Annotated in this window: 20 protein-coding genes; 14 read left to right on the top strand and 6 right to left on the bottom strand. The window is 42.3% G+C overall.

The window, feature by feature from the left end; all coding sequences use genetic code 11:
* Positions 1-111 precede the first annotated feature (111 nt).
* The gene (locus OC443_RS18010) at positions 112-582 is read right to left on the bottom strand and encodes a Dps family protein (RefSeq protein ID WP_073583934.1); all 471 of its coding nucleotides are present in this window, start codon (positions 580-582) and stop codon (positions 112-114) included.
* A 248-nt stretch (positions 583-830) separates the two neighbouring features.
* Between OC443_RS18010 and OC443_RS18005 the strand changes: the two genes are divergently transcribed.
* From OC443_RS18005 to OC443_RS17995, 3 genes are all read left to right on the top strand, one after another.
* Positions 831-1202 carry a DUF4145 domain-containing protein gene (locus OC443_RS18005; protein WP_073583976.1) on the top strand — a complete coding sequence of 124 codons (372 nt, stop codon included), beginning with the start codon at positions 831-833 and terminating at the stop codon, positions 1200-1202.
* Positions 1203-2167: 965 nt separating this feature from the next.
* Positions 2168-2779 (top strand): lysoplasmalogenase family protein, encoded by a 612-nt coding sequence (locus OC443_RS18000; protein WP_073583936.1) that lies wholly within the window; start codon positions 2168-2170, stop codon positions 2777-2779.
* A gap of 240 nt (positions 2780-3019) precedes the next feature.
* Positions 3020-3607 (top strand): YhgN family NAAT transporter, encoded by a 588-nt coding sequence (locus OC443_RS17995; protein WP_073583938.1) that lies wholly within the window; start codon positions 3020-3022, stop codon positions 3605-3607.
* A 33-nt stretch (positions 3608-3640) separates the two neighbouring features.
* Here OC443_RS17995 and rsmD read toward each other — a convergent pair whose 3' ends face one another.
* Entirely contained in the window at positions 3641-4240 is a 600-nt protein-coding gene (rsmD, locus tag OC443_RS17990; protein ID WP_073583940.1) for a 16S rRNA (guanine(966)-N(2))-methyltransferase RsmD, read from the bottom strand.
* A gap of 324 nt (positions 4241-4564) precedes the next feature.
* Here rsmD and ftsY point away from each other — a divergent pair, with 324 nt between their 5' ends.
* From ftsY to glpG, 6 genes are all read left to right on the top strand, one after another.
* A complete protein-coding gene (gene ftsY, locus OC443_RS17985; RefSeq protein WP_073583944.1) occupies positions 4565-5809 on the top strand; it encodes a signal recognition particle-docking protein FtsY in 1245 nt (414 codons plus the stop codon).
* A 68-nt stretch (positions 5810-5877) separates the two neighbouring features.
* Positions 5878-6558: a cell division ATP-binding protein FtsE gene (gene ftsE / locus OC443_RS17980; RefSeq protein ID WP_073583946.1), complete on the top strand. Its 681-nt coding sequence runs from the start codon at positions 5878-5880 to the stop codon at positions 6556-6558.
* Positions 6542-7510, top strand: coding sequence for a permease-like cell division protein FtsX (gene ftsX / locus OC443_RS17975; RefSeq protein WP_073583948.1), 969 nt, complete (start codon positions 6542-6544; stop codon positions 7508-7510). The genes ftsE and ftsX overlap by 17 nt, the downstream gene beginning before the upstream one ends.
* A gap of 172 nt (positions 7511-7682) precedes the next feature.
* Positions 7683-8537 carry an RNA polymerase sigma factor RpoH gene (rpoH, locus tag OC443_RS17970; RefSeq protein ID WP_073583950.1) on the top strand — a complete coding sequence of 285 codons (855 nt, stop codon included), beginning with the start codon at positions 7683-7685 and terminating at the stop codon, positions 8535-8537.
* Between the two features lie 398 nt (positions 8538-8935).
* Positions 8936-9250: a thiosulfate sulfurtransferase GlpE gene (gene glpE, locus OC443_RS17965; protein WP_073583952.1), complete on the top strand. Its 315-nt coding sequence runs from the start codon at positions 8936-8938 to the stop codon at positions 9248-9250.
* A 16-nt stretch (positions 9251-9266) separates the two neighbouring features.
* A complete protein-coding gene (gene glpG, locus OC443_RS17960) occupies positions 9267-10097 on the top strand; it encodes a rhomboid family intramembrane serine protease GlpG (protein ID WP_073583954.1) in 831 nt (276 codons plus the stop codon).
* A 29-nt stretch (positions 10098-10126) separates the two neighbouring features.
* Here glpG and OC443_RS17955 read toward each other — a convergent pair whose 3' ends face one another.
* Positions 10127-10534 carry a flagellar basal body-associated protein FliL gene (locus tag OC443_RS17955; RefSeq protein ID WP_073583956.1) on the bottom strand — a complete coding sequence of 136 codons (408 nt, stop codon included), beginning with the start codon at positions 10532-10534 and terminating at the stop codon, positions 10127-10129.
* A 172-nt stretch (positions 10535-10706) separates the two neighbouring features.
* Between OC443_RS17955 and OC443_RS17950 the strand changes: the two genes are divergently transcribed.
* Together OC443_RS17950 and ubiA are read left to right on the top strand one after the other, a co-directional pair.
* On the top strand, positions 10707-11237 hold the full coding sequence (locus OC443_RS17950) for a chorismate lyase (protein WP_073583958.1): 531 nt from the start codon (positions 10707-10709) through the stop codon (positions 11235-11237).
* A gap of 10 nt (positions 11238-11247) precedes the next feature.
* Positions 11248-12102, top strand: a complete 855-nt coding sequence (ubiA, locus tag OC443_RS17945) for a 4-hydroxybenzoate octaprenyltransferase (protein ID WP_073583960.1) — start codon at positions 11248-11250, stop codon at positions 12100-12102.
* Between the two features lie 39 nt (positions 12103-12141).
* Here the strand turns inward: ubiA and plsB are convergent, their stop codons facing one another.
* Positions 12142-14568 (bottom strand): glycerol-3-phosphate 1-O-acyltransferase PlsB, encoded by a 2427-nt coding sequence (plsB, locus tag OC443_RS17940; protein ID WP_073583962.1) that lies wholly within the window; start codon positions 14566-14568, stop codon positions 12142-12144.
* Between the two features lie 227 nt (positions 14569-14795).
* Here plsB and lexA point away from each other — a divergent pair, with 227 nt between their 5' ends.
* A complete protein-coding gene (gene lexA / locus OC443_RS17935) occupies positions 14796-15413 on the top strand; it encodes a transcriptional repressor LexA (RefSeq protein WP_073583963.1) in 618 nt (205 codons plus the stop codon).
* A gap of 81 nt (positions 15414-15494) precedes the next feature.
* Here the strand turns inward: lexA and sthA are convergent, their stop codons facing one another.
* On the bottom strand, positions 15495-16895 hold the full coding sequence (gene sthA, locus OC443_RS17930) for a Si-specific NAD(P)(+) transhydrogenase (RefSeq protein ID WP_073583964.1): 1401 nt from the start codon (positions 16893-16895) through the stop codon (positions 15495-15497).
* A gap of 215 nt (positions 16896-17110) precedes the next feature.
* Here sthA and fabR point away from each other — a divergent pair, with 215 nt between their 5' ends.
* Entirely contained in the window at positions 17111-17725 is a 615-nt protein-coding gene (fabR, locus tag OC443_RS17925; RefSeq protein ID WP_073583965.1) for an HTH-type transcriptional repressor FabR, read from the top strand.
* Between the two features lie 14 nt (positions 17726-17739).
* A complete protein-coding gene (locus OC443_RS17920) occupies positions 17740-18111 on the top strand; it encodes a YijD family membrane protein (RefSeq protein ID WP_073583967.1) in 372 nt (123 codons plus the stop codon).
* A gap of 56 nt (positions 18112-18167) precedes the next feature.
* Here OC443_RS17920 and trmA read toward each other — a convergent pair whose 3' ends face one another.
* Positions 18168-19277: a tRNA (uridine(54)-C5)-methyltransferase TrmA gene (gene trmA / locus OC443_RS17915; RefSeq protein ID WP_073583968.1), complete on the bottom strand. Its 1110-nt coding sequence runs from the start codon at positions 19275-19277 to the stop codon at positions 18168-18170.
* Positions 19278-19360 lie beyond the last annotated feature (83 nt).

Genomic DNA, 19360 nt, shown 5'->3' with positions numbered 1-19360 from the left:
GAACCCCGGCAAACTGGCAGTGATAGTTTGCCGGGGTTCTGGTGGTTCCACTGTTTGCGCTGATCATTTCATGTGGATCACTGATGTAAATAACATGGGTGTTGCGGGCATTTACTGAAGCCAGGCATTAAACATCCAGAGCAGTTTTTCCTGTTCACGAATGTAATCACTCATTAAAGCCGCAGTCCCTTCATCGTCAGCATCGCCGGCAATGGCCAGAATTTCTCTCTGCTGCTGAACCAGAATGTTGAGTCCGGCAACCAGACCCGTTACCGTTTCTTTGGCATTGGTTGCCTGTTTATGCTCCTGTATTTCGGAGACCGCAATGTAATCACTGAATGTATGAAGCGGTGTACTTCCTAAGGTCAGGATTCTCTCTGCAACTTCATCAATTTTAGTCTGCAGATCTGTATAAATTTCTTCGAATTTAGCATGGAGTTCGAAGAATTCCGGGCCTTCGATGTTCCAGTGATAGCCGCGAACGTTCATATAGAAAACCTGATAATCAGATAACAGATGATTCAATGCGGTCGCTAACTTCTGACTGATTGTGTTGTCGAGACCAATGATATTCGTTTTCATGTGACACCTCTGTATTCCGGGAAACTGTCTCTATCATAACTGCTGCTCATGAAAAGAAAATTTGGTTATCTGAATCAAATCAATTGTTAATACCTATCAATAGCGCAGCCTCTCTGTCGGTTTAAACTTGTGGCTGGAGAACATCCATTATCCTGAGGATGAATTATAATTGAACAGAGCCTGAGCAACCTGGACACTGAACCTTCTGGTTGTTTGGGTATATCAATAAGCCGAAAGGATGAATGGTGATGTCAGAGATTGATAAGGTTGTTCAGGGAACACATCAGTTAGAAGATTTGTTACGTGTCCGATACCATGCACATGGTGAGAGTCTGGAGCAGTTGGTTGAGAGTAGTGAAGAGCGATTACCACATGATGCAGTTGTCAGATTAAAGCGTATTAGCGGTATGCGCAGAAAGTTAGTTGATGTCAGTAACTATACTCACGAAGATTGTTCACACTTTTTGGATGACTATCATGCGTGTATGAAAGAACTGGTACCCCGTAGTAATCGTTTTATCTGGAGAACTGCTTTTATACTCATGACCTTAATTACGCTATTAGCGATCATTTTCTATTATCTGCACTGGGAGGTGCTTTCCGTCCATCTTCCGTCGTAGTCTGAGTTATTTTCCTAAATAAAAAGGCAGAGATTTCAATCTCTGCCTTTTTATTTGGTTAAGCTGTTCTGAATATTAATACATCATGGGCAGTGTCATCAAACCGATAAGTACTGCGATCATGACAAGCCCTTGCTTCTGAGATGATGTGATCATAACACTGCTCCTTAAGTAACTGATACTATGTTATACAGAATAGCATTATTTTTGTCATTTGATCAAATTATTTTATTCTGATTGGTAAAAAATCAAATCTGTACGAGTGTTTTGGCCTGTTTTTGTGATGCTTTGCTACTAATTTTGGTTGGTTATCTATTGTTCTGATGTTTGTTTTTATCCTTTTTTTACATTTAAATGTATGTTTTATATGTACTTTTAAATGTTAATTATTTGTGTTGAATAAGGGTGTCTTATTTTTGTGTGTTTTGTATGATAAACATTAGATTAAGGTGGCAATTTAAAGAAACTGGTTTTATTTTATAATTTAATTGAGATTAATTATCACTTCCTTCTATGAATCCGTTAGTGAACAGTGTTTAGTGTATAAAAAGCTACTGTGACTTATGTTATAGGAATGAAAGGATAAAATTAGTGTTTTATCTGCTGTGAGCATGTTTATTATGGCAAGTGTGACATTTATAATCAGTATGTTAGCTTTGATTTTCTTTATGGCGTATTTTCATTTTTACCAATTCACCGGTACTGCCTGAGAAGCTATTGCACCGTGTAAAGCCCGGATTAACCGGATGAATCTGATCAGGCCTCTGCATGGTACGGTTTTTATGTCAGAACTTATTTCAATGATTTAATGATGAGAGTAAATCTGCTTTGAAAGCTGATTGATATATAAGTCGATTCTCAAAGGGCAATTACTTTGTTCAGATCGAATTTTTAATAAGTTTGAGTAGATTTCTGTCAGCGTGCATTTAAACTGGCTTCAATTCTTTATCAGGGAATCAATTGGTATGGGAGAAAAAGGCAGATATCTCTTCCTGACAGCATATGGCGTTGATCGTACAACCAGATATTTTTTCTATCTATCAATTGGTTGTACCTTACTGTTGTTACTGAGTGCGACGGCTCAGTTGCCAGTTATTTCTTCTTTTATATCATCGGGGATTGTTGGTTCAGGCGGATATTTGGTGTTTATCTGGCTGTTTTTAACGTGCGCGCACCAGCGTCTGTCTTTTTTGGCCTTCATTCTGACATCTGTCAGTTTTAGCCTGACATTCTGGCTGCGGGTTTCTTATCCACTTCAGATATGGCTGTTAATTTCGATATTTGCGGTGAGTGTGATGATGTTTCTTTTAGTGTTGCCGCGCATTGAACATAAACTTTTGCCTGTATTTATCATTGGGTTGTTAATGATAAATTTTGTCTGGGCTGCTGGTGAGTTTTGGCTACAGACACATTCGTTTCAGGCCGGAACGGGTGTTGCTGGTGCCATTCTTTGGGCTCTGGTTACTTTCCGGGTTATGCTTTATCAGGCTTACACGACTCAGAATCCAGCTAATATGTGGGTGATTTTGGGCTATCAGCTCTCGCTCGTGGGTATTGCCGGTTCAGTGTTATTTTAATCCGGCTGGTTTTGAGTCTGCCGGACGGAGATAAATTCCGGGCTTTTTGATAATAAATCAAGTTGATACACCAGGCATCTGGGGGAGCCGTCTCACTGAAACCTGCATTTTCAGGCTGTTTGGGGATATGTTCACATTCTCGCCAGAAATATAGACATATCGTGATTGATCATTATCGAAATGTACATGGGAGGTTGCTATACTGCGCCCCTTGTTTTTTGTTTGTTTGAGAAGTGTTTTATGGAGATTTTTTCTATAGCGACCATGCTGTTTCTGATTATGGATCCGCTGGGTAATTTACCTGTTGTTCTTTCCATTTTAAAACACCTCGACCCAAAGCGTCGCCGGATCGTTTTATTGCGTGAGCTCATTGCTGCTTTGTTAATTCTTATGCTGTTTTTGTTTGCTGGCAGGAATATCCTCGGCTTTCTGCATGTGTCGCCGGAAACACTCAGTATATCCGGTGGTGTCATTCTGTTTATTATTGCCATCAAAATGATTTTTCCCAGTGCAGGTTCGATCACGGGACTGGCTGCAGGTGAAGAACCTTTCATTGTTCCTATGGCGATTCCTATGATTGCAGGCCCTTCACTTATCGCCTCTCTCTTGCTGCTTTCTTCTCAATATCCGGATCAATTACTTGAATTGTCACTGGCAGTGTTCCTGGCATGGATTGGGACGTTTTTTATTTTAATGTTCTATGGTTTCTTTCATAAAATATTGGGTGAGAGAGGGCTGAAAGCGATTGAACGACTGATGGGACTATTGTTGGTCATGGTGTCAACCCAGATGTTTTTGGATGGCGTGAAAAGTTATATGGCCAGCTAGTTTGACTGGCCTGACAAAGATTGTCTGAATGGTTTAATGATACCGGTACAGACGATAACAGACTTGTCCCGCGGTCTTTTCTCTGTGAAGCTGCCAGTGAGCCGGTATCTCATCAGGTTGCCACTCTTTTTCAGTTTCCAGATAGATAAGTGCATCCCCTGCAAGCCATTGGCCGTTTTCCAGAAGTGTGATGACTTGCTCTGCAAGGCCCTGACGAAAGGGAGGATCAATAAAGATAATGTCATATGGTTTTTCCGGCTGTTGGCGGGCCAAATAGCTCAGCGTGTTCTCCTGAATGATATCAACCGAATGTGCTGACAGAGTTTCTTTATTGGTCTGGAGCTGTTTGTATGCCTGGGTATCGAGTTCAAGCATGGTGACCTGCTTTGCTTTGCGGGAAGCCGCTTCGAATCCAAGACTGCCTGAACCTGAAAACAGATCCAGACAACGGGATAGTGGAATATCAGGAGACAACCAGTTAAACAACGTTTCTTTGACTCTGTCAGTGGTTGGACGCAACCCTTCTGCGTTGTGCACCGGTAATTTTCTTCCTCTCCATTCACCACTGATAAGCCGGATAAAACCGGATGGCTTGTTTGAGCGTAGTTTGGTTGAGTGGCGATGTTTTCCCATGATTTTTTGACCGAAAAAAAATGTTAATATGACTCATCTGATGAAAGTGTCAGGTAGAGATTTAAGTATAGATAATGTAAAACAAGCAGTTAAATCATGTGGTTATATCAGTCTGCTTGTGGTGTTCTGTGTTGAAGGAACATATTGCGGGAAATTTTACAGGTTGAATTGTAAATTTTCACTGCTTTGTTCATCCTTTTTCAGGCCTTCTGTCAGATTTGATGGCTGGAGAAGTCGCGTCATGATTGAATGACCTGGCTTTGAAGAGATAAACAGGCAGAGAAATTGTAAGTTTTTAATTATATAAATCCAGGATATTCCCAGATGACAGAAAAGAAAAAACGTGGTTTGTTATCATGGCTTGGCTTTGGTGATGAGCCATCTGAACATGAAAAATCAAATGAGTCACAAGCGCAGGAAACAGCTGAAACGATTGAAGTGGAAGAGTCGGAAGGTGCTGATTCCGGTGATAAAACAGTTGTTGTTGCAGATCGTGATGTCTGTGAAGCAGAAACTGCTTTAACGAAAGCAGAGTCTGATGTTTTGTCTGAAGAAGATGAAAAGGATGAAGAACCTGCTGATGAAAAGCCAGTCATTCAGGAGCAAATCGTTCAGGAACAAATCGTTCAGGAACAAATTAAGCCGACTGAAAGTTTTTTTGTTCGGTTGAAACGAGGCCTGAGCCGGACGAAAGCAAATATTGGTGCCGGATTTTTTGGCTTATTCAAAGGTAAGAAGATCGATGAAGATCTGTTTGAAGAGCTTGAAGAACAGTTGTTAATTGCTGATGTTGGAATGGAAACAACTGTTAAGATTATCAAAAACCTGACTGAGAAAGCGACACGTCATCAACTAAAAGATGGTGAAGCGTTATACGCTATGCTAAAAGATGAGATGGCGGAAATTTTGTCTCAGGTTGAGCAGCCATTAGTGATCGATGAAACCAAAACGCCTTATGTCATTCTGATGGTTGGTGTGAATGGTGTTGGTAAAACAACCACCATTGGGAAACTGGCCAGACAGTATCAGGCGGAAGGTAAAAAAGTAATGCTTGCTGCCGGGGATACTTTCCGTGCTGCAGCTGTAGAGCAACTTCAGGTCTGGGGACAGCGTAATAATGTACCGGTCGTTGCCCAGCATACAGGAGCAGATAGCGCTTCTGTGATTTTTGATGCAATTGAAGCGGCAAAAGCACGTGGTGCCGATGTAGTGATTGCAGATACTGCCGGTCGTTTACAGAACAAAAGTAATCTGATGGAAGAGTTGAGAAAGATCGTTCGTGTAATGAAGAAACTGGATGATACGGCACCTCATGAGATTATGTTAACACTGGATGCAGGCACCGGACAAAATGCAATGAGTCAGGCAAAATTGTTTAGTGAAGTTGCTCCGGTGACCGGGATTACACTGACTAAGCTTGATGGTACCGCGAAAGGCGGGGTTATTTTTGCCATTGCTGATCAATTCCAGATTCCGATTCGTTTTATTGGTGTTGGTGAAGGGATTGAGGATTTGCGCCCATTTCAGACTCAAGAGTTTATTGAAGCGCTGTTCAGCAGGGATGAGTAACTTGATTGTTTGCTGCAATAGTCGATTGTTTGTAACAACCATTATTCTGTTCTGAGGGAGAATATGGTGTGATCAGATTTCAACAAGTGAGTAAAGCTTACCGGGGTGGAAGACAAGCCTTGCAAAAGGTTGATTTTTACCTTCCCAGGGGTGAGATGGTTTTTGTTGGCGGGCACTCAGGTGCCGGAAAAAGTACATTATTAAAACTCATTTGTGCAATTGAACGCCCGACCGATGGCCGGATTCATTTTAATGGCCACGATATAACCCGGATTCCGAACCGGGATATTCCGTTTTTGCGCAGAAATATCGGCTTTGTTTTTCAGGATCACCGATTGTTGATGGATCGCACTGTGTTTGACAATGTTGCGCTTCCTATGAGGATTGAATCTGTTTCTGAGAATGAGATTAAACGGCGGGTTTCAGCCGCGCTGGATAAAACCGGTTTGCTTGATAAGGTCCGTTGTTTACCGAGTCAGCTGTCTGGTGGAGAACAACAGCGTGTCGGAATTGCGAGAGCCGTTGTTAATCGTCCGACTTTACTTTTGGCTGATGAGCCAACAGGAAATCTTGATCCGGATTTGTCGCATCGAATTGTGCGTTTGTTTGAGGAGTTCAACCGGGCTGGCGTGACGATTTTGTTTGCTACGCATGATATTCATCTGGTTAACTCCCGCCCCCAATACCGGCATCTGGAACTGAACCAGGGTTTTTTGAGTGAGGTAGAGGACTATGGCGCCAAAGAATAAAAGAACAGCGAAAAAAGTCCGGGACAGTCAGAAACGTCCGCCAAAAGATGGATTTTTTTTCATTCATTTCAAACAGGCAAAAGCGTCATTTTTAGCGCTGTGGTCAAGACCTGTTGGTAGCCTGCTGACTCTGGCTGTTATCTCCATGGCTTTAGCAATGCCGGCTTGCTTGTATCTGCTTAGTAAGAATATTGCTTATGTTGCCGGTCATGTGTCATCACCTGCCCAGATTAGTGTTTATCTGCAGGAAGGAACCTCTGAAGCCAGAATCATGGTTTTGAAAGATGCGCTTGAGGAGCGGGCGGATGTCAGAAGCGTTGATTATATCTCATCCCAGCAAGGCTTAGCTGAACTGAGTCGCTATGCAGGGTTTGAACAGGCAATTAGTCTGTTGGATGATTATGCTTTACCTGGTGTACTGGTCATCACACCCGCTGTAAGTACCCGTGGGCAAATCAAGCGGTTTGCTGAAGAATTGCAAAGCGAGCGTAATGTCACTGATGTGCGGATGGATGAAGACTGGCTGACCCGTTTTGAAGCGATAAAAAATCTGGCTGCTGTTGTAGTGGTGAGTTTATCACTGTTGATGCTGGCTGCTGTCTTTCTCATTGTTGGCAACACACTGCGATTTAATGTGCTGGAAAATAAAGAAGAAATAAAGACCATGAAGCTTATCGGTGCAACTGATACGTATATTTTGCGTCCGTATTTGTACTCTGGTATGTGGTTTGGTCTCTTAGGTGCTCTGGTTGCCTGGCTTTTTACTGCTTTATTAACCGTGCTTTTAGATGGTGCTGTAAATGATCTGGCCCGCCTGTATGACAGCCAGTTTCGTTTAATTGGCCTGGAATGGGATGAGTCGTTATTGTTATTAATGATTGGCGTGCTGATTGGCAGTATTGCCGCAAAATTATCCGCTTTACGTCATTTAAAAGAAATTGAACCAGTATAAGCTATATTTGTCTTAGCTAATGAAGAAGTCGTCGTACTGAAGAAATAAAATTGATACAGATAGTTGCTTGACATTGTATATGAAATTGTATATTTGTATCGGTTACATTTGATCCGGAGTAAGATCCGGGCTAATAACGTAAAGTCTAAGTCTTAACTTGGTGAGGAATTGAATGGCAAACCAAACGTACCCAATGGCTCTGGTATCACAAGATAGCCTGGACAGTTATATTCGGACCGTAAATGGTTATCCGATGTTAACTGCCGAAAAGGAGCGTGAGCTTGCAGAGCGATTACATTACAACGGTGAGATAGATGCTGCGAAAGGCTTGATTTTATCGCACCTGCGCTTTGTCGTGCATATTGCCCGTGGTTACTCTGGTTACGGTTTACCAATGGCGGATCTGGTTCAGGAGGGTAATATTGGCCTGATGAAAGCGGTTAAGCGCTTTAATCCTGAAGTTGGAGTCCGGTTGGTTTCTTTTGCTGTTCACTGGATTAAGGCTGAAATACACGAATACGTTCTGCGTAACTGGCGTATTGTTAAAATTGCGACGACAAAAGCACAGCGTAAGTTGTTTTTTAATCTAAGAAAATCTAAAAAACGTCTGGGCTGGTTTAATAATGGTGAAGTTGAAACTGTTGCAAAAGAGTTGGGTGTTGAACCCGCTGAAGTCCGTGAGATGGAATCACGACTTGCCGCTCAGGATGCAACATTTGATTTGACTGTGGATGATGATGAGTCTGGTGCGTCTTCAGCGCCGGTTTTGTTCCTGGAAGATAAAAGTTCAGATGTCGCAGAAAATGTTGAAGCATCAAATTGGGAACAGCATACAAATCGTCGTTTGTCTTTAGCTTTGTCTTGTCTTGACGATCGTAGTCAGTATATCGTTCGATCCAGATGGTTGAATGATACGAAAGAAACATTGCAGGATTTGGCTGATAAATATGGTGTATCAGCGGAAAGAATCCGTCAGCTGGAAAAGAATGCAATGAAAAAACTCCGAGATGCGGTTGGTGAAATGTAGCATTCTGTGAATTGGATATGAGAGCCGGGATCAAAACATGATCCCGGCTTTTTTATGCGTATTTATATCTTGATCTTATATGGGGCGTTTGGGATTTGATTTCTGTGGATAAGTCTGTGCTTAAATAATCTGCCACCGGTGATAGTTCATGATGATACGGGCATTGAATAGGACTATTTTATTGGGGATAGAAAGAAAAATATACACAGAAAAATAAAGATCATTTCAATATATAGTGGATCCTAAACTCAGAAACTACCTTATCAACATAATCCACAGACTTATCCACTAATGGTGTGAATTTGAACGCAACCTGATAACCTTATGATGTACCGGTATTTGAGATACACTGGATAGGTTACAATAGGCGCTCATCAATAGTGCAGGTTTGGTAACTTATGGAGCAATTTCAACATATCGATGTTCAGGGAGCATTCAGGTTGATTGAGGAAAATGGAGCAACACTTGTTGATATCAGAGATCCTCAGTCTTTTGGTATTGCACATGCAAAGCGTGCATTTCATTTGACGAATGATACGGTTGTGGGTTTGTTAGAGCAGCTTGATTATGACGCACCACTTTTAGTGATGTGCTATCACGGTATCAGTAGTCAGGGAGCTGCACAGTATTTGATTAATCAGGGATTTGAGGATGTGTATAGTATCGATGGGGGATTTGAAGCCTGGCAGAGAGCTGGCTTACCCACAGAGTAAATATGAAGATTAAATTATGATTCAATTGGTTACGGTGAATAATCCACGTCTGGCTCAGGCTTTTGTTGACTATATGGCATCACAAAACGTTGAGATTAAAATGAGTGGTGAGGGAAACGGAAATTTTAGTCTTTGGCTGATACATGATGAAGAGTTTGAGAAAGTTGAGCAAGAATTAAAATACTTTCTTCATCATCCGGAAGATAAAAAATATTCCGCCGCTTCTTGGGAATTAACCGATATGAACCGGCCATCATTTCGCTATAACACAGGCTACCCCGGTTTTTTTGTTGTCATTAGAAACAAAGCAGGGATGTTTACGCTGACAGTCATGGCAGTGTGTATTCTGGTTTTTTTGCTGCAAAACTTCGGTTTGAAGCAGACGATTTTCAGTTCACTCCATTTTCCTGATTCTCATGCTGAAGGATGGCAGTTATGGCGGTGGGTCAGCCATGCATTCCTCCATTTTTCAGCTATGCATATCATGTTTAATTTATTGTGGTGGTGGTTTTTTGGCGGCGACATTGAAAAACGGTTAGGTTCTTTGAAGCTTGGCGGATTGTTTTTAATATCGGCTGCAGTTTCCGGCTTGGCTCAGTTCTGGTTTGAAGGTGCGAATTTTGGCGGACTGTCCGGGGTGATTTATGCGTTAGTCGGATTTTTGTGGATGATGGGCTGGAAAAAACCAGATGCCGGATTAACCATCCATAAACCGTTGCTTGGTTTTATGCTGGTTTGGCTGGTTATAGGTTATGTTCAGCCATTTATGCCTATCGCAAATAGTGCACATTTGGCTGGTTTGCTGGCTGGTGTGCTCATGGGATTGTACGAAGCCCGTCACAATTGATGAAAACGGGCTATGATTACTTTCTGAGGTTAGTAAATATATTTAGTAAACAGGAGATCAGCAATCAGAGGTCTGCCTGTTTCCGGGAGTAATAAATCATTGAGCTTTTTAACCAGCTTTTTCCGTAAATCTTCCCGGCCGGACAGAGATTTGATCGTGTCTTCGGTCTGTTTTCCCATGATTTCAACAATCGTATCCCGAATTAGAGGTTGATGTTTTTCGACTGTAGGCAGATCTTTACTGTCAGCAACCATAATCTCAATTCGTAGCTGGATGTAGCCAAGTTTTTTTCCTTTCGTAAAGTAATTCGTTGTTAAATCTGGTTCCAGAGTAAAATATGCGAGCTTGGGACCATCTTTACTATCCTCGGCATGACTTGGGAATGCGGCAATCGTGCTAAAGATAAAAAATACTAAGGTGAAGTAACGTTTCAGCATAATAATGTCATTTCTGTTTGTAGTTCATGATACTCGAACAACTAAGGTCTTGTTACAATACTTGACTCATTTGTGGTAAGACAAGATATTTTTACAGCGTATTTGAAGTCATGGCTATGCCAGAGCAAAGATACTAATGACAACAAAAGTATTGATTAAATAATAATATAATATGGATCTAACAATTTCTCCTTATCTGTCTGTACTTAATCAGATAAATTGGCAAGATGTTAACAGTTTCAACTTTCCGGACTTGTGGGTGAAACAGTGGTTATCGGAACAGGGTTCACTGTCTGAACTGATGAAGAAGCATTGTCAGGCGCTATCAGTGACGTTGTTGAGGAATGACTGGCTGGTTGATCCGCAAATGACAAAAGATGAACGGGTATTGTTACACAACCCAGATCGCTGTTTTCTCCGGCAGGTTGTGCTGTCTGGTGATGCATCACCCTGGGTCATTGGCCATACTTTAATTCCACAGGCGACATTTCAGAGTGCATCCTGTGATTTTTCAACACTTGAAGATAAGCCAATTGGTGAGCTGGTTTTTCGTATGTCGAATGTTATAAGGGATGAATTGCAAGTTGCACGTGTTACGTCGGTACAGGGTGTATTTTGGGCGCGTCGCTCACGATTGTGGATAGGAGATTATCCTCTTTTGGTCACAGAATTGTTTTTACCTGACTCGCCTGTATATAGATAGGAGCCTGATCATGACAGTATCGAAAGCAAGAGCATACTGGCAACTGATGCGTATGGATCGTCCCATCGGATCTTTTTTGTTATTGTGGCCGACGCTGTGGGCTTTAATTCTTTCAGCTCAGGGGCTTCCGGATCCGGGCATCTTATGCGTGTTTTTTCTTGGTGTACTTCTGATGCGTTCAGCTGGCTGTGTGATTAACGATTATGCTGACAGGCATGTCGATGGCCATGTAAAAAGAACAAGTTCCCGTCCATTGCCGTCAGGTATGGTGACTGAAAAAGAAGCTGTCAGCTTATTCTTCGGTTTATCCATTGCTTCGTTCATTCTGGTATTGACCATGAATAAGCTGACAATTCAGCTTTCATTTGCCGGTATTTTTCTTGCGTTTATTTACCCGTTTATGAAGCGATATACCCATCTTCCCCAGTTATTTCTTGGATTAGCTTTCAGCTGGTCAATTCCGATGGCCTGGGCTGCTCAGGCGAATAGCTTACCTTTAATTGTCTGGTTTATTTTTGCCATTAATGTCTTGTGGACGATTGCTTATGACACTCAGTATGCCATGGCAGATCGGGAGGATGACTTAAAGATAGGTGTGAAATCCACCGCGATATTATTTGGGCGACATGACAAACTCATTGTTGGTATTCTCCAGCTAATGACATTACTGATGCTTACTGTCCTGGGAATTATGTATCAATTAGGGGCGGCGTTTTACTGGAGTATTCTGATTGCAAGCGGGTTATTTGTCTACCAGCAGCATTTAATCCGACACCGGGACAGTCGTCAGTGCTTTCAGGCATTTTTGAATAATAATTATGTTGGGATGATTATTGCGGTTGGGCTATTGGTGTCTATGTGGTAAAACAAAGCCCGCTGGATTCTGGCGGGCTGCTTGCATTTGTTATGTGACATTCAAGATTTCATCAACATGGTAGATGCTCTCCTGAATCGTAAGCCGGACTTCCGGATATAACAGGGTCGAGAGTAACTCCGATAATCTTTTACATTTCTCATCCTGATCAAGGTATTGTTGCTGTCTAAGGGTATACATCAACGAAGCAAAAACGCCTTTGTCAAAAAATTCCGGCGCATTGATTCCGTGTAACCTTCCTAAACGACGTGCAATCTCCTGACTATTTTGTTCCAGCTGGCTTTTATCCATTTCCGGGTGAGAAACAATCAGATTAACAGTGATCGCATAGCGTTGTAAGGTCTCTGAAATCGTTCTTCCCAGTAGCATCAATACCTGAATTTTTGCCGGATTGAGAGAAATTTTATTTTCCTGGCATTGAATCAAATCCTGGCGAAGCAGTTCCTGAATATATCGGTTTACAATGTCGTCTAATTCATCTTCTTTACAGCTGAGAAATAGTTCACGCTGAATCAGAGGGTAAATAATATGAACATACTGACATAGGCTGGTTGCTGTCACAGATTGATGACGGATTAGTATCTGCGCAATCAGAGAAGGCAATGCAAGGAGATGAATGATGTTGTTTCTGTAGTAGGTCATCAATATCGATTGTTTCCGGTCAAGAGAGATGATCTCTCCCAGAGTATCTGTATCAATCATGAACTTATTCAGAGATTCTGCATGACGTACAAGTGATTCTGCGTTGTCTTCCGGTACAGTAAATGTTGATGAGTAAGGCACATTTTTTAAGATGTCCAGATAACATTCAATTTGTCTGACCAGGTTTTCTCTGGACAATGAGCGTTGGCGGGAAGCAAGGATAGCGGTGGCACAGAGTGTCAGTGCATTTGTTGCCGCCGCATCATTGATATGAGTCATCATCTTAGTTGCAAGCTGATTGACCACCGGGCTTAACCAGCCTGGCCGTACCTTGCCGAGTTTATCGATATCCTGTGTCCACTCTGGGATATTGTCGTTCAGGAACTGGTTGAGAGAAACCGGCTCGCCGAAGTTAACATATCCTTTACCAAAATTACGGAGCTTTCGGATCGTTTTTATCACCAGCCCGGCATTTTCTTTTTCTTTTTGCTTACCCCGTAATTCTTTGGCATAGGTGGAAACTTCCATGACATGTTCATATCCAATATAGACAGGAACAAGGGTCACAGGTCTGTTCAGCCCTCTGAGCATGGCCTGAATCGTCATTGCCAGCATCCCGGTTTTAGCCGGAAGCAGTCTTCCTGTCCTGGAACGGCCACCTTCACTGAAGTATTCAACCGGATAACCTTTGGCGAACAGGTCTGCAAGATATTCTCGGAATATGGTTGAATAAAGTTTATTTCCTTTAAAACTGCGCCGGATAAAGAAAGCCCCGGCACGACGGAAAAGTGGACCGGCAGGGAAAAAGTTCAGGTTAATTCCGGCAGCGATATGTGGCGGAACCATACCTTCATGGTAAAGCACATAAGAGAGCAGGAGATAATCCATATGGCTTCGGTGACACGGCACATAAACAATTTCATGCCCGTCCTGAGCCAGTTTTCTGACAGTGGCTGCATTGTTAATGATTAAACCCTGATAAATTCTGTTCCAAAGCCAGCCAAGAATACGATCACTCTTTTTAATCAGTGAATATGAAAAATCGGCAGCAATCTCATCAAGAATCTTAAGCGCTTCTTTTTGAACTTTTTCTCTGGGAATCTGCTTACTATTGACTTCATCATCGATTGCATGACGGATTGAAGCTGATTTCATCAGCTGTTGGAATAAAACCTGACGTTCAGGCAACGATGGCCCTGAGGCCGCCAGTTTTTGTCTCGAAAAGTGAATGCGGGCAACACGGGCCAGTTTATGAGCAATTGCAGCATCAGTCCCATGGTGATCAGCCATATGTCGCAGGGAAACAACCGGGCTGAACCTGACCAGACAGTCACGGCCGGAAAAAAGTAAAGCTTTTGCTTTCTGCGGACCGTTCATTGATTCCAGATAAGCTTTATGTTTCGATTCTTTCCCCGGTTTTCTTCCCCATAACACTGTTGTCGGTATGACCTGAATATCGAGTCCCGGATCTTGCTGATGAAGAGAAAGCAGTTCACTGAAGAGGTGAATTGACTCTCCCGGTATATGATTGTCATTGTGTAAGACAGTTGGGCGAGAGGCTATAAATACATAACGGACTAAAGATTTCCCGTTCACTGACAGCGGCTGGAATGGGTCAGGCAGCCCCAGGCGTTCCGTATGCTTTTTTAGTGTCAGTAAATCGATATCTGACTGAAAGGGTAACGCATAAATCACGGGTTTATGGATGTCGATTTGATTATCTTTGACAGGATCAGCAGGAACAATGGTTCCTCTTGCAAAAATGTGAACAGGTAATTTCAGTAGCGAATGGACCATAGATTGCCGGGAAGACATAAGAAACAAACTCTCAAGTATGCGTGGAAAATGAATAGTAATGGCTGTTATCAGTATCCGGATATTCAGCATACCAGAAACGGATCAAACCTTTCATCAGTTCGGCTGACTTTTATCACTGATACCTGCTTTGTGCAACTAACAATTGAAAATATGGGACTTTAGCTTTTCATTTGAGCTAATACTGGATATACTCACAGTTAACTGTATAAAAAGACAGGTGATTTATGAAGCCTTTAACCGCAAGACAGCAAGAAGTTTTTGACCTGATCCGTAGCCGGATTGATGAAACCGGGATGCCGCCGACACGGGCAGAAATTGCACGTGAACTGGGTTTTCGTTCAGCAAATGCTGCTGAAGAGCATTTAAAAGCTTTGGCTCGCAAACAAGTCATTGAAATTGTGCCGGGAACATCCAGGGGAATTCGTATTTTAATCGAAGCTTCAAATGATGAAGAAGGGTTACCTCTGATTGGGCGGGTTGCCGCTGGTGAGCCGATCCTTGCTCAGGAGCATGTAGAAACTCATTATCAGGTTGATCCGATGATGTTTAAGCCTCAGGCTGATTTTCTTTTGCGGGTTCATGGCGAAAGTATGAAAGACATCGGAATTATGGACGGTGATTTGCTGGCTGTGCATAAGACTCAGGATGTAAGAAATGGTCAGGTTGTTGTCGCCCGTCTGGAAGACGATGTCACAGTGAAGCGGCTTGAGAAAAGTGGTTCTCTTGTTCGTTTACATGCCGAGAATGAAGATTTTTCACCAATTGAAGTTGATTTAACCTGTGAAGAACTAACGATTGAAGGTATTGCGGTTGGCATCATCAGAAATACGGACTGGATGTAGATAAGGTCTGTATTCATTCATACGGGTGAAACCACTGTCTGAGGTTTGATTGAAAGGCCGTTGCCGGCCTTTTCAGTTAAATCAGAAAAGCCGGTTTAAACCATTGAGAGCTGCAACCCGGTAGGCTTCAGCCATTGTAGGATAGTTAAAAGTTGTATTTGTAAAGTACTCAATGGTATTTGCTTCCCCTTTTTGCTCCATAATTGCCTGACCAATATGAATGATTTCCGATGCTCTTTCACCAAAACAGTGAATTCCTAAAATTTCCTTTGTCTCCCGGTGAAACAAAATTTTCAGGCTACCGACTTCAGTGCTGGCAATCTGGGCTCTCGCTAAATGCTTAAATGAGGAACGACCGACTTCATAAGGTATTTTTGCTAACGTTAACTCTTGCTCTGTTTTACCAACTGAACTGATTTCCGGAATGGTGTATATCCCTGTCGGAATATCTTCAATTAAATGATTTTGTGCCTGACCTGTCGCAATAATCCCGGCGACAAACCTTCCCTGATCGTAAGCTGCACTGGCTAAGCTTGGATATCCAATAACATCGCCTACCGCATAGATATGTTCACTATCTGTCTGATAATTCTGATTAACTTTCAGCTGTCCTCTTGAGTCTGGCGTAATCCCGATCGAAGGTAAATTGAGTAATTCGGTATTGCCGGTCCTGCCATTAGCGTACAACAGGCAATCTGCCTTCATTTTTTTTCCTGACTTAAGATGCACAACGACACCATCTTTGCACCCTTCTATGTGTTGATAAGTCTCATCATTGCGTATGATCACACCATTATTCCAGAAGTGGTAGGACAGGGCATCTGACACTTCGTTATCCAGAAATGAAAGCAGTCTGTCCCGGGTGTTTATTAAATCTGTTTTGACATCCAGCCCTCTGAAAATAGAAGCATATTCACAGCCGATTACTCCCGCGCCGTAGATGATAATATGTCTGGGATCGTGGGCGAGATTAAGAATCGAGTCACTGTCATAGATACGTTCATGCTCAAAATCGACATCCAGGGGATGATAAGGCCGGGAACCTGTCGCGATAACAAATTTGTCAGCCGTATACTTGTCTTTCTTCCCATCTGGCTGTGTAATTTCCAACGTATGATCGTCAACAAAACTGGCTAATCCAAATAACAGCGCGCATTGGTTTCTGTCATAGAAACCTTGTCTCAGGCGGGTCTGTTTATCGATGACTGATTTTGCATGATTGAGAATATTCGGAAATGTACTGTGCAGGCTGGTATTGTTATGACAGAAAAGAGCGTTGTTATTAAATTCAATAATACGGCTGACCGCATGCCTCAGGGCTTTGGAAGGAATTGTTCCCCAATGAGTACATCCCCCCCCCACACTGCTTTCTTTTTCTACAATTGCAACATTTAACCCGGCCTTTGTTAATCCCATGGCTGCGCCTTCTCCGCCAGGGCCGCTACCGATAACAATGGCATCGAAATGGTGTGACTGTGACATAATGTTTTCTGCCTTCCATGTATGAACATTAGATATAATCTTATCGTAACGTATTCAATGTGCATGAGTTTCTGACTCATTCAGTGATGGTGATCGCTGTTCTGGAATTGTAAGTTATCAGATATGGAACAAAATCTGTGGTTAGTAATGTTTAGATACAATGCATATTCGGGGTATAGTAGAGTTTCGTTTAGTTTTTATTTGGAATTGTTTTCATGGGGATTCGGGCTCAACAGAAAGAGAAGACGCGACGTTCGCTAATTGATGCGGCATTCCGCCAGCTCAGCGCTGAGCGAAGTTTCTCCAGCCTGAGTTTACGGGAAGTCACCAGAGAAGCAGGAATTGCACCGACATCATTTTACCGCCATTTTGAGAGTATGGATGAGTTAGGGCTGACAATGGTGGATGAAGGTGGGTTATTACTTCGTCAGCTGATGCGTCAAGCCAGGCAGCGTATTGCCAAAGAAGGCAGTGTTATCCGTACATCGGTAGAAACATTCATGGAATTTATTGCATGTAATCCTAATGTATTCAGATTGTTGCTTAGGGAACGTTCAGGTATCTCCTATGAGTTTCGGGTTGCTGTCGCAAGGGAAATTCAGCATTTTTGTGCTGAACTAACCGAGTATCTTGTTTTCAAAGGAGTAGACCGGGATATTGCCGCAGTTCAGGCAGAGGCTTCTGTCACATTAGTTTTCAGCTCAGGTGCGGAGGCGATGGATTTGGATAAAAACGAAAGAGATGCTCTGGCTGAAAGGCTGATTATCCAGCTGAGAATTATTGCTCAGGGAGCAAACCATTACCGTATATTAGGTGAACGTCATAAGTAAAATGGAGTAGATGAATGTCGAATAATGATTGTAACTTTCGTTCTGGTCTGGAGCGAAAAAATCTGGTACTCGCTTTTATTGCCGGAATTTGTGGAGATGCAATTCTGTCCTGGCTGACAATGAGTGAGATTTCTTTTTCTGTTTTTCCATTCATTGCATTGGCATTAGCTGTTCAGGCGTTATATCAGTCTTATTTGCAACATCCTGTTTCTGAAGATTTTCCTCTGGTGGGTGTTGCCTGTTTTTTTGTGGGGATTTTTGGTCACTCGGCATTTATGAAAGCTCAATACCCTGAGGAAGGGTCCAACTTTCTGGCAATTATTATTGCTTTGTTACTGATGGGGTGGATTGGTAAAAAAATGGGCTTCTGGGGCCGGAAAAAATAGTAGCAAGGTTGATAATAAAAGGCGCTTATCATAGCGCCTTTTATTGAAACTGATGATTAAGTTCTTGCTTCCAGTAAAACACCGGCTTCGGTGTGGTGGGTAAATGGAAACTGATCAAATAAAGCAAATCTTGAGATTTTATGGGTTTGGCTCAGTACTTCAAGGTTTTGCTTCAGTGTTTCCGGATTGCAGGAGATATATAAGATTCTCGGATATTTCTGAACCATTTTACAAGTGTCAATATCCATGCCTGAGCGGGGAGGGTCGACAAAAATGGTCTCACATTGATAGCTCTGCAGATCAATATTGGCATCTTTTAACCGCCGGAATTCTCTTTTTCCTTCCATTGCCTCGGTAAATTCTTCTGCAGACATGCGAATGATTTGTACATTATCAATCTGATTCGCAGCAATATTATATTGCGCGGAGTGCACAGACGGCTTTGCCAGTTCAGTTGCCAGAACCCGGTTAAAGTTTTGTGCCAGCGCTAAAGAAAAATTTCCGTTTCCACAATACAGCTCAAGCAGATCACCTTGACTTTCACGGGTGCAATCTACTGCCCATTCCAGCATTTTTTCTGCAACTTTTCCATTTGGTTGAGTGAAGCTATTTTCAATTTGCTGATAAATAAAAGGCTGACCATAAACAGATAAAGTTTCTGTGACATAGTCTTGTTCCAGCACTTTCTTTATTTTTCTGGCGCGGCCAATGATATTGACTTTAAACCCGTCTTGAATGAGTTGCTGTCTGAGGTGTCGGGCTTCTTCCTCCCACTCATCATTAATTTGCCGGTGATATAAGAGTGAAATCAGGATTTCACCGCTCAGCGTCGATAAAAAATCAACCTGAAACAGTTTATGACGGAGTATATGGTTTGCCTTAATCTTTCCGATTAATTCCGGCATCATTTGATTTATCAGCTGGCTGGCTGCCGGAAACTGGTCTACACGGTATTTCTGCCGGGTTTTTTGGTCAAACATAATGTAGTAAAGGTCTTCACCTTCATGCCATACCCGAAATTCGGCCCTCATCCGGTAATGCTTTTCCTGTGATTCAAATACTTCCAGTTCAGGTACATTGAAGTCAGTAAACATGTTTTTAAGTGTCGAGACTTTTTCAGCCAACTGATTTGAATAAGTTACAGTATTTGTATCAGGATTCACCATAATTCAGCCTTATGATCATAGATAGAAGTGCCAGAAGAGCGCAGATTTTATTCAATTCCGCACTAATGTCTAGTGAATTAACA

Origin of the sequence: Vibrio quintilis (assembly GCF_024529975.1) — a bacterium.
Lineage (GTDB): Bacteria > Pseudomonadota > Gammaproteobacteria > Enterobacterales > Vibrionaceae > Vibrio > Vibrio quintilis.
This window is presented reverse-complemented; position numbering and strand designations above follow the sequence as displayed.